The organism is Bifidobacterium sp. LH_743, assembly GCF_056355775.1.
The window spans coordinates 590,341-604,012 of sequence record NZ_JBKESZ010000001.1 but is presented as its reverse complement, the minus strand read 5'-3'; the positions used below and the strand labels follow the sequence as shown (position 1 = coordinate 604,012).

The 13,672-nt window shown below is 59.6% G+C and carries 11 protein-coding genes; 5 read left to right on the top strand and 6 right to left on the bottom strand.

Annotated elements, in window-relative coordinates; translation table 11 throughout:
- Positions 1-16: 16 nt before the first annotated feature.
- Positions 17-1,366 (bottom strand): xylose isomerase, encoded by a 1,350-nt coding sequence (gene xylA, locus AC1ATL_RS02555; protein WP_011742887.1) that lies wholly within the window; start codon positions 1,364-1,366, stop codon positions 17-19.
- 236 nt (positions 1,367-1,602) lie between these two features.
- On the opposite strand from xylA, the gene AC1ATL_RS02550 reads away from it, so the two are divergent.
- Complete coding sequence (locus AC1ATL_RS02550) at positions 1,603-2,883, top strand: O-acetylhomoserine aminocarboxypropyltransferase/cysteine synthase family protein (RefSeq protein ID WP_085407562.1); 1,281 nt, start codon at positions 1,603-1,605, stop codon at positions 2,881-2,883.
- Between the two features lie 312 nt (positions 2,884-3,195).
- Here the strand turns inward: AC1ATL_RS02550 and AC1ATL_RS02545 are convergent, their stop codons facing one another.
- The gene (locus AC1ATL_RS02545) at positions 3,196-4,695 is read right to left on the bottom strand and encodes an amidohydrolase (RefSeq protein ID WP_217063211.1); all 1,500 of its coding nucleotides are present in this window, start codon (positions 4,693-4,695) and stop codon (positions 3,196-3,198) included.
- A gap of 346 nt (positions 4,696-5,041) precedes the next feature.
- Between AC1ATL_RS02545 and AC1ATL_RS02540 the strand changes: the two genes are divergently transcribed.
- Positions 5,042-5,884 carry a DUF559 domain-containing protein gene (locus AC1ATL_RS02540; RefSeq protein WP_476568181.1) on the top strand — a complete coding sequence of 281 codons (843 nt, stop codon included), beginning with the start codon at positions 5,042-5,044 and terminating at the stop codon, positions 5,882-5,884.
- A 211-nt stretch (positions 5,885-6,095) separates the two neighbouring features.
- Here the strand turns inward: AC1ATL_RS02540 and AC1ATL_RS02535 are convergent, their stop codons facing one another.
- Positions 6,096-6,884 (bottom strand): bifunctional diaminohydroxyphosphoribosylaminopyrimidine deaminase/5-amino-6-(5-phosphoribosylamino)uracil reductase RibD, encoded by a 789-nt coding sequence (locus AC1ATL_RS02535; RefSeq protein ID WP_476568179.1) that lies wholly within the window; start codon positions 6,882-6,884, stop codon positions 6,096-6,098.
- 153 nt (positions 6,885-7,037) lie between these two features.
- Between AC1ATL_RS02535 and AC1ATL_RS02530 the strand changes: the two genes are divergently transcribed.
- The 3 genes from AC1ATL_RS02530 (at position 7,038) to AC1ATL_RS02520 (ending at position 10,631) form a co-directional block, all read left to right on the top strand.
- Complete coding sequence (locus AC1ATL_RS02530) at positions 7,038-7,463, top strand: peptide deformylase (RefSeq protein WP_476568177.1); 426 nt, start codon at positions 7,038-7,040, stop codon at positions 7,461-7,463.
- A gap of 245 nt (positions 7,464-7,708) precedes the next feature.
- Positions 7,709-9,385, top strand: a complete 1,677-nt coding sequence (gene ettA, locus AC1ATL_RS02525; RefSeq protein WP_026646437.1) for an energy-dependent translational throttle protein EttA — start codon at positions 7,709-7,711, stop codon at positions 9,383-9,385.
- Between the two features lie 322 nt (positions 9,386-9,707).
- Complete coding sequence (locus AC1ATL_RS02520) at positions 9,708-10,631, top strand: acyl-CoA thioesterase (protein WP_432624864.1); 924 nt, start codon at positions 9,708-9,710, stop codon at positions 10,629-10,631.
- Between the two features lie 3 nt (positions 10,632-10,634).
- Here AC1ATL_RS02520 and AC1ATL_RS02515 read toward each other — a convergent pair whose 3' ends face one another.
- Genes AC1ATL_RS02515 through folP form a run of 3 tightly spaced genes read right to left on the bottom strand, consistent with a single transcriptional unit; the run spans position 10,635 to position 13,659 of the window.
- Positions 10,635-11,174 carry a DUF3180 domain-containing protein gene (locus AC1ATL_RS02515; RefSeq protein ID WP_432624396.1) on the bottom strand — a complete coding sequence of 180 codons (540 nt, stop codon included), beginning with the start codon at positions 11,172-11,174 and terminating at the stop codon, positions 10,635-10,637.
- Positions 11,171-12,727, bottom strand: a complete 1,557-nt coding sequence (gene folK, locus AC1ATL_RS02510) for a 2-amino-4-hydroxy-6-hydroxymethyldihydropteridine diphosphokinase (RefSeq protein WP_476568174.1) — start codon at positions 12,725-12,727, stop codon at positions 11,171-11,173. The genes AC1ATL_RS02515 and folK overlap by 4 nt, the downstream gene beginning before the upstream one ends.
- Before the next feature lie 53 nt (positions 12,728-12,780).
- Entirely contained in the window at positions 12,781-13,659 is an 879-nt protein-coding gene (gene folP, locus AC1ATL_RS02505; RefSeq protein WP_476568172.1) for a dihydropteroate synthase, read from the bottom strand.
- Positions 13,660-13,672: the final 13 nt, after the last annotated feature.

Sequence of the window (13,672 nt, the reverse complement as noted above, 5' to 3'; positions counted from 1 at the left end):
CTAGTGGGTTTTCGGCTCACGCCTCGGCCAGGGCGTCGATCATGTAGTTGTTGATCGTGGCCTTGACGGACTCGAGGTGATCGGACTTGGTGGCCTCGATGAGCTTGGACTGCGGGATATCCAGAGCGTACTCCTCGAGGGAAGCCAGGGAGGCGGTGCCGTTCTCGACGGTCGCGCCGATGCCGGAATCGAAGGAGCTGTAGCGCTCGGCCTGCAGGTTCTCGATGACCTTGTCCTCGTGCATCTTGGCGGCGACCAGGAGGCCTGCTGCGAAGGAATCCATGCCGGCGATGTGGGAACGGAACAGATCCTCGGCGGTGAAGGAGGTACGACGCGGCTTGGCGTCGAAGTTCAGACCACCGTGAGGGCCGATCTGGCCTTCGGCGAGGACTTCCCACATGACGGTGGAGGTCTCGTACAGGTCGGTCGGGAACTCATCCATATCCCAGCCGATGAGCTTGTCGCCCTGGTTGGCGTCCAGGGAGCCGAGCACGCCGGCCTCGCGGGCGGTGCGGATCTCGTGCTGGTAGGTGTGGCCGGCCAGGTTGGCGTGGTTGCCTTCCAGGTTCAGCTTGAAGACGTCCATCAGATCATAGGTGCGCAGGAAGTTGATGGCGGTGGCGGCATCGAAGTCGTACTGGAACATCGTCGGTTCCTTGGCCTTCGGCTCGATCAGGAACTGGGCGTCCAGACCGATTTCCTTCGCATAGTCATGGCACATGTGGAAGAACTTGGCCATGTGCTCCTGCTCGCGCTTCATCTGGGTGTTCCACAGGTTCTCGTAGCCTTCACGGCCGCCCCAGAACACGTAGTTCTCGGCGCCCAGGCGCTTGGCGATCTCCAGAGAGTGCTTCAGCTGGCCGCCGGCGTAGGCGTAGATGTCGGCGAACGGTGAGGTGGAGGCGCCGGAGACGAAGCGCGGGTTGGTGAACAGGGAGGAGGTGTTCCACAGCAGCTTGATGCCGGTGGACTTCATGTTCTCTTCGATCTTGTCGACGACCTTGTCCAGGTTCTTGTCGGTCTCGCGCAGGGTGTCGCCTTCCGGAGCGATGTCGCGATCATGGAAGCAGAAGTACTCGACGCCGAGCTTCTGGAAGAACTCGAAGGCGTAGTCGACCTTGGCCAGGGCCTCGTCCTCCGGATCGGAATACTTGCCGTACCACGGACGCTGGGCGGTGCCGGTGCCGAACGGATCGACGAGCTGCTGGTCGAAGGTGTGCCACCATGCGACGCCGAAACGCAGCCAGTCCTTCATCTTCTTGCCGGCAACGACCTTGTCGGCATCGTAGTAATGGAAGGCAAGACCCTCCTGCGGCCCCTTTTCGCGACCGACGTACGGAATCTTATCGATATCCCACAGACCCATGGAATGCTCCTTTGCTTGGTTTACTTACGTAAAGCTTTATTTCGCAGCGGGCTTTCCGCCCGTCTTGGTCTACATAATAAATTGAATTACCTAAGTTTGTCAATTCGTTAAACTATACGGCGTTTCCATTGGAATCAAGCCATTTATCAATGCAGTGATACAGTGTGTTTGTTTGTTCGCATCGCGGCGCAACACCTGCGCGGCGCACGGAAGCGCGGAATCGAAAGAAGGAACATATGAGCGAAAACGTCGACACCATCTGCGTGCAGGGAGGCTATCAGCCGGGCAATGGAGAATCCCGCACTCCCCCAATCATCCAGGCCACGACCTTCAAATACCAGTCGAGCGAACAGATGAGCCGACTGTTCGACCTGTCCGAATCCGGCTACTTCTACACCCGCCTGCAGAATCCGACCAACGACACCGTCGCCGCGAAGATCTGCGAGCTGGAAGGCGGCGCGGCCGCGATGCTCACCTCGTCCGGCCAGGCGGCGAACTTCTTCGCGCTGTTCAACATCTGCAACAACGGCGACCACATCGTCGCCTCCTCCGCCATCTACGGCGGCACGTTCAACCTCATCAACGTGACCATGCGCAAGATGGGCGTCGAATGCACCTTCGTCAGCCCCGACTGCACCGAAGAGGAACTTGAGGCCGCGTTCCAGCCGAACACCAAGGCCGTGTTCGGCGAGTCCATCTCCAATCCGGCGCTTATCGTGCTCGACTTCGAGAAGTTCGCGAACGCAGCGCATCGTCACGGCGTGCCACTGATCGTCGACAACACCTTCCCAACGCCGATCAACTGCCGTCCGTTCCAGTACGGCGTGGACATCGTCACGCACGCCACCACCAAGTACATGGACGGCCACGGATCCTGCGTGGGCGGCGCGATCGTCGACTCCGGCAATTTCGACTGGATGGCCCATGCGGAGAAATTCCCGGGCCTCACCACTCCGGACGACTCCTACCATGGCGTCACCTACGCGAAGGAATTCGGCAAGGCCGCATACATCACCAAGGCCACCGCGCAGCTCATGCGCGACTTCGGCTCCACTCCGGCGCCAATCAATTCGTGGATCATGGGCATGCATCTGGAATCCCTCGGCGTGCGCATGGAGCGCCACTGCGCGAACGCACTGGCCGTGGCCAAGTGGCTCGACGCCGATCCGCGCGTCAGCTGGGTGAGCTTCCCGGGCCTCGAAACGGACAAGTACCATGCGCTGGCGGAGAAGTACATGCCGAACGGCACCTGCGGCGTGATCTCCTTCGGTGTGCCGGGCGGGCGCGAGACGGTTTCCGCGTTCCTTGACCATCTGAAGATGGTGTCCATCGCCACGCATGTGGCCGATGCGCGCAGCTGCACGCTGTATCCGGCCGGCACCACGCATCGCCAGCTCACCGAGGAGCAGCTTGAGGAAGCCGGCGTCGGCATCGACCTGGTGCGCCTGAGCTGCGGCATCGAAAACACGGCCGACATCATCGCCGACCTCGACCAAGCCCTCGCCGCCGTGCAGTGAGCCTCATAAGCCTGTAGATAGGGCTTGTATCCCCGCCATTGCAGGGATACAAGCCCTATCTTTATTCGAATTCATCTTCAACCCCTGGATAACCAACTCCTTGGATATCCAGCAGCACATGAAATCCGCTATATGTGGCAGATTTCCGTACCCATCGAAGATGATTTGTCCTATGTGTGGCAGCTCCAGGTACAAAGCCCTATGTTCGGGGGCATAAATCCGGCGATTCCTTCATCTTAGGAGCCATCGACCTGCCACATATAGCGGTTTTGACTTTTCCGGCATCCCGGAATCTGCCACACATAGCGGTTTTCATTCAGCGCATTGATATGTCCAGCGTCCGGCAAGCATGGTGGCAAGCACGTGGTCGGGCATGGCGCGCATGGCCTCAGGGGACTCAAGCGCACTCGGATCGCAATCCAGCAGCACCAGATCAGCCGCATCCCCAGCTTGCAACGTCGTACGTCCCAGGGCGGTGGATGAAGCAAGCGCGGTTTCGAATTCCAAGCATTGCTCAGGCTGGAAAGGCTCCCGGTCGGAACTCTCCGTGCCGAACACCGCGGCGGAGATGGCCAGCCATGGGTCCAACGGCGCGACCGGCGCGTCCGAGCCCATAAGCAGTTTGGTTCCGACCTCATGCAGACTGTTGAACGCGTAGGGAATGCCAGCGGGATTGCCCCAGAATCGTGTGATGACGTCGCGGTCGTCCATGGCGTGCTGCGGCTGGATGCTGGCGGCAAGTCCCAGCCGTGCAAGACGCGGAATATCGCACTCCTTGAGCATTTGAGCATGCTCAATGGAACCGTGCGCATGGGTACGTTCCGCGCAGTCGAGCACGATGGTGTTCGCTTCGTCGCCGATGGCATGGCAGGCGATATCGAAGCCATGTTCAGTGGCTAGCCGCATATACGATTCGATTTGCTCAGGGGTGTAGCTCAACGTGCCGTAGGTTTCCGGGGCGATGCCCGAGTATGGCGTGGAACAGTAAGCGGAGCGGGTGTTGAGTGAGCCGTCGGAGATCATCTTCATCGCACCGACGTGGCCTAGCCCATGACTTCCAGGCAGTTCGTCGCCGGTGTGCCAGCCGTCGTCGATGGCCTGCTGGAGCCGTTCGGGGTATACGCCGGCCTCGATACGCAGGTCGACGAGTCCTTGCGAGAATCGCTCGATCCATGTGTCGATGTTCTCCGCCATCTCGTAGTCGCGCACACCGACCACACCTTTGCCGGCGGCGTCCCGCTCCGCGTTGCGTAGCAGACGAGTCAATTCATCGGCCGCGCCTGGCCCTTTGTCCAGCTTGCAGTAGGCGTCGAACCACTCAAGCTCTCCGACGAGCCCGGATTCGCCCACATGCACACCCAGGTTGCGCGCGGCAGCGGAGTTCACCCAGCCGCAGTGCATGTCGGCACTTGACAAAGCCACCGGCTGGTCGCCCGACACCGCGTTGATCGCGGCCAATGTCGGCTGGGCGGCATCGGCCCACAGTGAGTGCCGGAAGCGCATGCCGACCACATATTGGTTCGGGTCGAGCGTGCCGTTCTCACGACGTTCATCCAAGTGCCGACGCAACATGTCGAGCGCCTCGTCGGCACTGCGCGCGTCGATCAAATCAAGACGTCCCAACGTGTACGACCACTGCGTGAAGTGCGTATGACAATCCCACAATCCGGGAATGACCCACGTTTTCGAAGCCTTGTCTACCGACTTTTCCGAAGACCGTACATCCGCAATCCGCCCTTGCTCAATCGTGATGTCGACAGGCTCATTGGACCCCACGAAACACACATTTTCAATCACATACGGTTCGCCCATACATCCTCGATTCAACAAAATGACCTCATTGCCAGCCATAGTATCCTTGCGATGCTTGCGATTGCCACCCTCATCTCAATCGGCTATGTGCACTTTGGGTTTTCGCTATTGAAATGCGTTTATCTACATAGGCAAGAGAAAGGCGCAGTTATCCACCGGTTTTTCAAGGAAGGGTGAATCATCCACTTTTCCACCGTTTCCCAAAAGCCGGTAGACAGCGCAGTGCCATTTCCTCTACTTTGACGCTATGGACAATGGAGCACAATATTCGGAAAACCTCGCGCAGCTGAGGGCAAGGACCATCGAACAATGTCTTGAAGCGCAGAAAAGAACCGGAAGGCGATTGGTGCTCGCGCTCAATACCGCACTGGACCTTCTAGGCATCGAAAGGCCAAGATATCCACGAAACCAGCAAACGGAATCTTCCCTACACGTTCTCGCTCCATGCAACAACGCCCGAACGCATCTTCAGAACATCCACTTCGCACTATGGGAAGGCCCCGTTCTCGAAACAACCACGCATTATGGCAAAATTCATCACACTGACGCGATAACCACTTGGGCGATGCACGCCAATCGTATCCCGCAAGAGGAATTGGTAACGCTCGGCGATTCCATGATGAGGAGGAACGCTCGCTTTGGAACAATCACTCTCGACGAATTCATCGACTATGTAAACCGTCTCGAAAATCTCAACGAATATGTGAGAACAAACAGACAACGGCCGATTCGCGGAATCAACAAAATGAGGCAAGCCCTACGGCTTATGCGCGAAGGCACGGATTCCTCGCAGGAGAGCCGTTGCCGAATCACGCTGATTCGACACGGGCTTCCCTGCCCGGAAGTCAATTACAAGGTCCGCTCATCCAATGGGAAAATCGTTTTTCTGGACATGGCTTATCCAGAGATAAAAGTGGTTATTGAATATGATGGAAGGCATCACGCCGGACAGTGGCTCGCAGACAGCAAGCGACGCGAAGCCCTAGAGGATGAGGGCTGGATCTACATCCAAGTGACCGCCGAGAATCTGGCGAGCGAAAACGAAGAACGGCTCCTCGCCGAACGAGTGGCCAGCAGAATAAATCAGAGGCTCAGCAAATCCATCAGACTCAGCCAAAGAATGCCATCAGGAAGAATACATATCCGTATAGCGTCCCTTGCCACTGGGAACAGACGGATTCTCATCTGACAATCCCTATATGTGGCAGATTTGACATCCCCAGGAAACTTAAAACCACTACATGTGGCAGACCTAAGTAGACAATGACCGCCAAACCCACTGATTTATACCCTCTAACTCAGGATTTCTTTGGTTGTCTGCCACATATAGGGAAAATCACTTTCGTACGACGACGGAATCTGCCACATATAAGGCATTTCAAAACCGCGAACGCGACACATCAGTCTTTTTGGCAGGCCGTGGACAACCGCTCGAACGCTTCGTCGCTTTCCACGATGAGGCTGTCGATTTTGCGTTTGCCCAGTTCGTGCAACCACTCGTCCGGGTCCGCGCCGGCGAGCGTGCTGGTCTTCAACAGCAACGGCTTGTGACGGCCGATCACCACTTCGTCCGCGCCGACGGATTGGACCGGTCCGTCGAAGTGCGCGAAGGACTCGTCAGAAACATCCGATTCAGTTCCGGCAAGCACCGCCGCATACGTGGCATACAGTTCGCGCCGACGGACCGCATACTCGGCATCCGATTCCCCCACACGTCTTCTGCTGTCCACAATGTACGGCATTCCCGTGGTGATGTAGTGGAAGAAATGGCGATTGATGGCGTCGCATTCCGACCGCATGACGTCACGCACCACTTTCACGCCGGCTTCCTCAAGGATGCGAAGGCCTTTCCCGGCCACGACGGGATTGGGGTCGATGGAGCCGACCACCACCCGCGAGATGCCGTGGGCTAGAATCAGATCAGTGCATGCCGGCTGCGATCCAACGTGGCAGCAGGGTTCGAGCGTATCGATGACTGTAGCTCCACACATATCGATGCCATGCGCGTCGGCATAGTCGAACGCCATGCGTTCCGCATGCGGACCACGGTAACGGTCGTGGTACCCGGTGGCGAGAACCTCGCCATCACGTACCACCACCGCGCCTACCAGCGGATTCGGATCCACCCATCCCGCACCTTTGCGGGCCAGTTCAAGCGCTTGTGCCATATATTCGCGGTATTGCAACATGTCTTCCATGACCTCAAGCATATTGCACCGGCCGCAGTTTCATGCATCACGCCTCGTATCCCGAGGGCGGGCAACTCCATCCATCCGTCTCGCAAGCCATGCGACGCCATACAATATTGGCAGACCGGCAACATCCAACGAGAGGAATTTCACATGCAGCGTGAGATCATGACGTCCATCCCATTTCTCAGCCAACCGTCCGCCGCAGCCGAGAACACCGAAGAGGATCTGGCCGTGGCGCAGGACCTGAAGGACACGCTGGACGCGCACCGCAATGGTTGCGTGGGCATGGCGGCCAATATGATCGGCGTATCCAAGCGCATCATCGCTTTTGTGGATGAGGATTTCGGCGGCCGCATTTTCGTGATGTTTAATCCGCGCATCACCGCCAAGGACGGCGCGTTCGATACGGCGGAAGGTTGTCTTTCGCTCCAGGGCGAGCGCCGCACCGTCCGATATCAGCGCATCGAAGTGGATTATATGGATCGGAAATTCCGTGAGCGCCACGCGGCGTTCACCGGTTTCACCGCGCAGATCATCCAGCATGAGATCGACCACTGCGACGGCGTGATTATCTGACGCGCCTGCACCGCACTCGATACGCCTACTGTGTAGACGGGGTATGGGATAATCGGCGATGGTACTTTGCGTAATGGCATGGTCCGAGAATACTTGGTTTCGACCGATTCGCAGCAGATTTGCGATTCGTCCACAGCCAAGCCGCGTCACGTAATGCGCCGCAAAGCGGCGATAAGTGCGATTCCCGTCGACCGACGTACGCAAGACGCTGGAATTCCAACGTTCTTTAAGGATGGAACACAACATTGGCTGAGTTTATTTACCAGATGATCAAGGCTCGCAAGGCCTACGGCGACCGCGTGATCCTCGACGACGTGACCCTGAGCTTCCTGCCGGGCGCCAAGATCGGCGTCGTCGGCCCGAACGGCATGGGCAAGTCCACACTGCTGAAGATCATGGCCGGACTCGACACCGTTTCCAACGGCGAAGCCTATCTGACCCCGGGATTCACTGTCGGCATCCTGCAGCAGGAGCCGCCGCTGGATGAGACCAAGACCGTCGGCGAGAATATCAAGATGGCATTCGGTCCGATCGCCGAAAAGGTGGCCCGCTTCAACCAGATTGGCGAGGAGATGGCCAATCCTGACGCCGACTTCGATGCCCTGATGGAAGAGATGGGCAAGCTGCAGAACGACATCGACGCGGCCAACGGCTGGGATCTCGATTCCCAGCTTGAGCAGGCCATGGACGCCCTGCAGTGCCCGGACCCGGACACTCCGGTGACCGTGTGCTCCGGTGGCGAGCGCCGTCGTGTGGCGCTGTGCAAACTGCTGCTTGAAGCTCCGGATCTGCTGCTGCTCGACGAGCCTACCAACCATTTGGACGCCGAGTCGATTCTGTGGCTGGAGCAGTTCCTGCACCAGTACAAGGGCGCGGTCATCGCCGTCACCCACGATCGTTATTTCATGGACAATGTGGCCGAATGGATCTGCGAAGTGGATCGTGGTCACCTGTATCCGTACAAGGGCAACTACTCCACCTATTTGGAGACCAAGGCCAAGCGCATGGAGATCCAAGGCGCCAAGGACGCCAAGCTTGCCAAGCGACTCAAGAGCGAACTCGACTGGGTACGTTCCTCGCCGAAGGCCCGTCAGGCCAAGAACAAGGCCCGTCTGGAACGTTACGACCAGATGGAGCAGGAGGCACGCAACAACAAGAAGCTTGACTTCTCCGAAATTCAGATTCCGGCAGGTCCGCGTCTGGGTTCCACTGTGCTGGAAGCCGAGCACATCCACAAGGCATTCGGCGACCGTGTGCTCATCGATGACCTGAGCTTCACCCTGCCGCGTAACGGCATCGTCGGCGTAATCGGTCCGAACGGCGTGGGTAAGTCCACCCTGTTCAAGACCATCGTCGGTTTGGAACCGTTGACCTCCGGCTCGCTCAAAATCGGCGACACCGTGCAGATCAGCTATGTCGATCAGAACCGTGCAGGCCTCGACCCGAACAAGAACCTGTGGGAGGCCGTGTCCGACGGACTCGACTTCATCGAGGTTGCCGGCGTCGAGGTGCCGACCCGCGCCTACGTGGCGTCCTTCGGCTTCAAGGGTTCCGACCAGCAGAAACTTGTGGGCGTGCTCTCCGGCGGCGAACGCAACCGCCTGAACCTGGCCCTGACCCTGAAGCAGGGCGGCAACCTGCTGCTGCTCGACGAACCGACCAACGACCTTGACGTCGAGACCTTGGAATCGCTTGAGAACGCGCTGCTTGCCTTCCCGGGTTGCGCCGTGGTGATCTCCCACGACCGCTGGTTCCTCGACCGCGTGGCCACGCATATCCTCGCGTGGGAAGGCGATGACGAGAATCCGGCCAAGTGGTACTGGTTCGAAGGCAACTTCCAGGCCTATCAGGAGAACCGCGTCGCCCGCCTCGGCGAAGATGCGGCCCGCCCGCACCGCCTGCATCGCAAACTAACGCGCTGAGCCGTTAAGCCTACGCCCCGGTGGGGCGTAGGTAGGCTCAGCCCGAACGAGGACGACAGTCCGAGAGAGGGAAACAATGAGCCTCGCAGACAGTGCGAGACCTTAATTGCACGGCCAGAGGCGAGCCGTCAAGCGCACGCCCCGGAGCGCCACCTTTCGCAACGAGAGGTGGCGCCTCATCATATGCAGCCATCCCCCGCAGCTAACCGGCCGTTCACTCTTCTCACGTACTCGTTACAAAACCATCCGGCGAAATTAACCGCACGTCGATAGACTCAGTGTCAGTGCAAAGCTTTCCAGTGCAGGAGGAATCAGGACCATCATGACGCAGACAGACATGACGCCGTTGCAGCGGCTGACGAAGGTGCTTCAGCTGGGCACGCCCTCAAATTACCGCAATCACACCTATATCAATGGCGAGAGCCTGTACTTCCCCACCGGCCGCGTCTACGGCGGGCAGGTCATCGCGCAGTCGCTGGTGGCCGCGGCGAAAACCGTTCCGCCGTCAAGACTGCCGAATTCGATCCACGGCTATTTCATTTCGGCCGGAGACATTCACCAGGATCTGCTGTTCGATGTGGAGAATCTGCGCGACGGCCGTTCCTTCTCCGCCCGCCGCGTGAACGTCACGCAGGCGCAGGGCTCGATTCTGACGGCGATCGCCAGCTTCCAGGAGCACGACCAGGAAGGCATCGAATTCGCGGATCCCATGCCGGAGGACGTTCCGGATCCGGACAGCCTGACCAGCGCGAAGCAGCTGATGGAACCGTTCGCGGAGAAGTCGTCGTTCGCCAAGTATTATGCGAAGAAATCGCCGTTCGATATCCGCCATGCGACACGCACCATCATGCTCGGCGCCGACAAGAAGAGCGCCAGCAACGATTCCGGCAAGCAGATGGTGTGGATGAAGGCCGACGGCAAGGTGGACGCACCGCAGGCCATGCACCGCGCGATGCTGGCAATGGGCTGCGACCAGATCATGCTGGAGCCGATTCTGCGCAGGGCAGGCTTGAGCATCGCCACCCCTGGCATCTCGTACGCGTCCATCGATCACTCGATGTGGTGGTACCGCGACATCGACATCAACCAATGGCATCTCTACGTGCAGGACACCCCGACCGCGGCCCATGGACGCGGCCTTGGCTCGGCGAAGGTCTACACGCAGGACGGCAGTCTGGTAGCCTGCATGGCGCAGGAAGCGATGTTCCGCGTACCAAACGTGCCAGGCACGACGGAAAAGGCCTGATCCTCAGATCTTGGATTTGGTCGCGGCGGCCGCATAGCGATTGCGCTGTGCGGCCTTTTTCATTGCCGGGCTTTCCGGGCCGTCAATGGGTGGAATCCGGCACAGCCACTCCCCCACGATGCCGACGATCATGTCGGCGATGCACACCACGCACGCCACCGCGCATTCGATGATGGCCTGATTGTAGAATTCCGCCTCGCCGTGCGGCAGACTCATGATGATCTGCCCGCCGTACCAGCCTGCCAAGGCCGCTCCTGCAAGGCCGAGCGCCTTGCATGCCACCAGCGTGCCGAAGGCCTTCTGCGGGTCCAATGGCTTGAGCTGCGCGCGTTTGACGGGGTCTTTGGTCGTGTATTTGTGGATTTGCAGGGCCATGTACAGCACGGTGATGCCCAGTGCGGCCAACACCACCGGCACGATCCATGGAGCGCCCACCAAGGGCAATCCCGAGATTTCGCCGTATTTCGCCAAACCCATGCCTGCGAGCACGCCAAGCACGGCCGCGAGGACGAAAGACCACCAAGGGGTTCTGCGTGCTCTCATAGCGTGTCTCCAATGATCCAGTTGTCGGTCAGCATTCCCACCTGCGCGGCATCCGGTGCCACGGCCAGCAGGAACGCGACCGGATCCCTGCCGAGTCTCGCGTCCGGATCCATGTCGAACCAAGGAGCCAGCACGGACGCGTGTTCACGCGCGGACGGCCATGGCACCTTGCAATCGGGTTCGTCCGAAACCACGCCTTCCATGTCCACAAGGTCGAGGTCGAGTTCCGGTGAGATGGAGGATTCCACCGATTTCAACGCTCCGATCAATTCACGCGCATCCATACGCGTGGAGATCTGCATGACAGCGGCCATCTTGTCCGGAAGATCGTCGACTTGGCTGACATGGTAAAGGGGCGAGATGCCCTCCACCTGGTTGCCCGGGAGCCCATCGACAGCCACGATGGCCCGTCGGAACTGGTTTTCCGCGTCGGACGATGGGCTATCCAAGGAAATCACCGCGCGACGGGATGTCGGTCCGGGTCTCACCGCGGCAGCGGCGGCCGCTTTGGAGGCTGCGGTGCCTTCCGGAAGGTCGGCAGGGTCGGCGGTTTCGGCGGTATCGATGATTTCGGGAGCATCGTCGATACCGTGCGACTCTTCGGAATCGTGTTCGGTCCGCATATCAGCTGCGCCCGCCGCACCGGCGACCATCCAATCGTCCGCGATCTCGTCGATATGATCACGGTCGGACGCTTCATGCAACAGCTGCGCCACGGAACCAGCGTGCGCTCCGCCAAGTTCGGCGTCCGGTTCGAGCGCGAGCCACGGCCCCAGCACGAAAGCCCGCTGCCATGCTCGCGGATGCGGCAACGTCAGGTCGGGATCGTTGCTTTCCTGACCGTCGAAGTCGATGATGTCCAGATCGAGCGTACGGGAAGTCCAGTGATCAGTGCGCTCCCGTCCATGCGAGGCTTCGATGCGCTGCAATCCTTTCAGCAGTTCGGCCGCAGAAAGTCTGGTGTCCACGGATATGACCGCATTGCGGAATTCCGACGTGCCTTCCGGCATGCCCCACGCATCGGTGCGATACAGCGGAGATACCCCTGTCACCTGTGTGGACGACAGTCCGTCCACACAGCGCACCGCGTCGCGCAATGTCGCCGTCACATCACCTTGGTTGCCTCCCATGGCGATGATGACATGATGCGTCCGGCCGCTTTCCCTCGCATCATCCGATGACCGTCCATCGTTTGTTTCACGCGCACGTTCCACGGTCACGCTGACGTCGTCGAATGGTACGGTGATCGGCGCGTTCGGCTTGTGCACGGTCACTTGCGTACGGCGTACGGCCGGAAAATCGAGGATCATACGTGCGATGCGGTCGGCGAGTTTTTCGATCAGGTCGACGTGTTCGCCTTCAATGATGGCGACGATGCCTTTGGCGACCGCGCCATAGTCGACGGTGTCGTTCAGATCGTCGGAACATCCGGCCGCAGCAAGGTCGAGGAACAGCGTGGCGTCCACCACGAAGGTCTGGGCCCGCTCATGCTCGAAATCAAGCACGCCGTGTTTGCCCGTAGCGCGGATTCCCGTCAATCGAATCTGATCCATGCCAGCCTTTCCATGCTGTTCCTATGTTTTTACGAATGAATTTCGCGTCACGCTCACGCGTCCGCGCAGCCACGCCATGCATTGCCGACGGCGACCGCGTCACGGCTTTTCGCCACGTCATGCACGCGCACGGCCCACGCGCCATGCTCGGCGCACAAAGCGCTGATGGCCGCGGTGGCGTTGTCCTTGGACGCCATGTCCGGCTCGTCCACGCCGGCGTCCGCCAGCAACGCCCCGATAAAGCGCTTGCGGGACGCGCCGACCAGCACCGGATATCCGGTCGCGTTGAATCGGTCCAAAGCCTTCAGAATCGGCAGATTATGCTCGACTCCCGGCTTGGAGAAGCCCAAGCCCGGGTCGATGATGATCTGTTCGGCACGTATCCCGGCCGTCAGCACCGCATCCACCTGACGCATGAGCTCGTCGTAGACATCCTGCACCACGCCATGGTTGTAGACGGAGGTGTCGGCGTCGGGCACATTGCCTGCGGCTCCGGCGAGCCAGCCGCGCCAATGCTGCACGATGTACAGGCTTTCGGAGTGGTCGGCCACCACATGCGGCAGCTCGCGGTCCAATTGGCCTCCGGACACATCGTTGATGATCTGCGCGCCATGCTCGAGCGCGGCAGACGCCACCGAGGCACGCGTGGTGTCTATGGACAGCACCGCACCTTCGGGAATCAACGAGTCCACCGCGCCCAACACGCGGGCCTTCTCATCGGTCTCGCCGACGCGCTTGGCACCGGGACGGGTGGATTCCGCGCCGATGTCGATGATGTCAGCACCATCCTTCATCATCGCCTCGCCGTGGGCTTTGGCCGCCGCCGGATCAAGCCACAATCCTCCGTCGGAGAAGGAGTCCTCCGTGATGTTCAGCACGCCCATCACCAATGTGCGGCGGCTGTCGTGAATCGCTTTCATATCGATCGACATCGGTTTCCTCCCT